The following is a 530-nucleotide window of genomic DNA, read 5'->3' on the forward strand; positions in this document are numbered from 1 at the left end:
TCTTCTCTTTACGATGTCATACAGAACAGGCGGAGAGCCAAGAAGCTCGCCGCAAATCTTTTTAACGAATGACTTTTGCAACCGGTTTCACATCTCTACTCAACACCAAGGTAATGGTGGAGCCGGACGGGATCGAACCGACGACATCCTGCTTGCAAAGCAGGCGCTCTCCCAGCTGAGCTACGGCCCCTTGATAACACCTCTTCGAAGTTACCTTTGTCGAGGAGATCGACAATCCTTGCGGATTGCGAAGTGGTGGGCCTGGGAGGACTTGAACCTCCGACCTCACGCTTATCAAGCGCGCGCTCTAACCAACTGAGCTACAAGCCCTAAACCGAACCCTGCTGGCACCATGTTGCACCGGCAAGGCACGCCTTGTGGGCAGAGCCAAAGGGAGGTTAGTCATTCGCGAAGAAAGAGAAACGAAGGCGGCAGACCCGCTTAAGGTATGCGCGACGGTAAGAGTGACTCTCTTCCGTCTTGTTCCAAGAGAACCGAAAGGCAGAGGCTCCCCATTTCATCCGAAGATG

General features: G+C 53.8%; 2 tRNA genes. Both read right to left on the bottom strand.

Annotated elements, in window-relative coordinates:
• Positions 1-114 precede the first annotated feature (114 nt).
• A tRNA-Ala gene (locus AC0L16_RS33575) sits at positions 115-190 on the bottom strand.
• Positions 191-253: 63 nt separating this feature from the next.
• Positions 254-330 (bottom strand) — tRNA-Ile (locus AC0L16_RS33580).
• Positions 331-530 lie beyond the last annotated feature (200 nt).

This window comes from Mesorhizobium sp. WSM4848, from assembly GCF_055811375.1.